The sequence below is a fragment of the Pseudomonas sp. SIMBA_067 genome (assembly GCF_046534675.1).
Taxonomy (GTDB): domain Bacteria; phylum Pseudomonadota; class Gammaproteobacteria; order Pseudomonadales; family Pseudomonadaceae; genus Aquipseudomonas; species Aquipseudomonas putida.
The window spans coordinates 1-237 of the sequence record NZ_JAWRYH010001326.1 but is presented as its reverse complement, the minus strand read 5'-3'; the positions used below and the strand labels follow the sequence as shown (position 1 = coordinate 237).

The window sequence follows — 237 nt, the reverse complement described above, 5'->3', positions numbered from 1 at the left end:
CACCTACCTGGGCGCCGCCCTGTGGACAGCTGCCGAGCCGTACAAGAAAGTGTCGATGAAAGACATCGACAAAGGTAGTTTGAAAGAAAATGTGTCCGGCGGCTGGGTCGCCTGGCTGCAGCACTACTTCGTAACCGCCTGGATCCCGGCCAAGTCTGACAACAACGTTGTCCAGACCCGCAAGGACAGCCAAGGCAACTACATCATCGGTTACACCGGCCCGGCCATCAGCGTCCC

The 237-nt window shown here is 58.6% G+C and carries 1 protein-coding gene; it reads left to right on the top strand.

Translation table 11 applies throughout. From position 1 onward, the window contains the following. The coding region (yidC, locus tag SB765_RS33640; protein WP_410933036.1) for a membrane protein insertase YidC at positions 1-237 on the top strand (237 nt) is incomplete at both ends.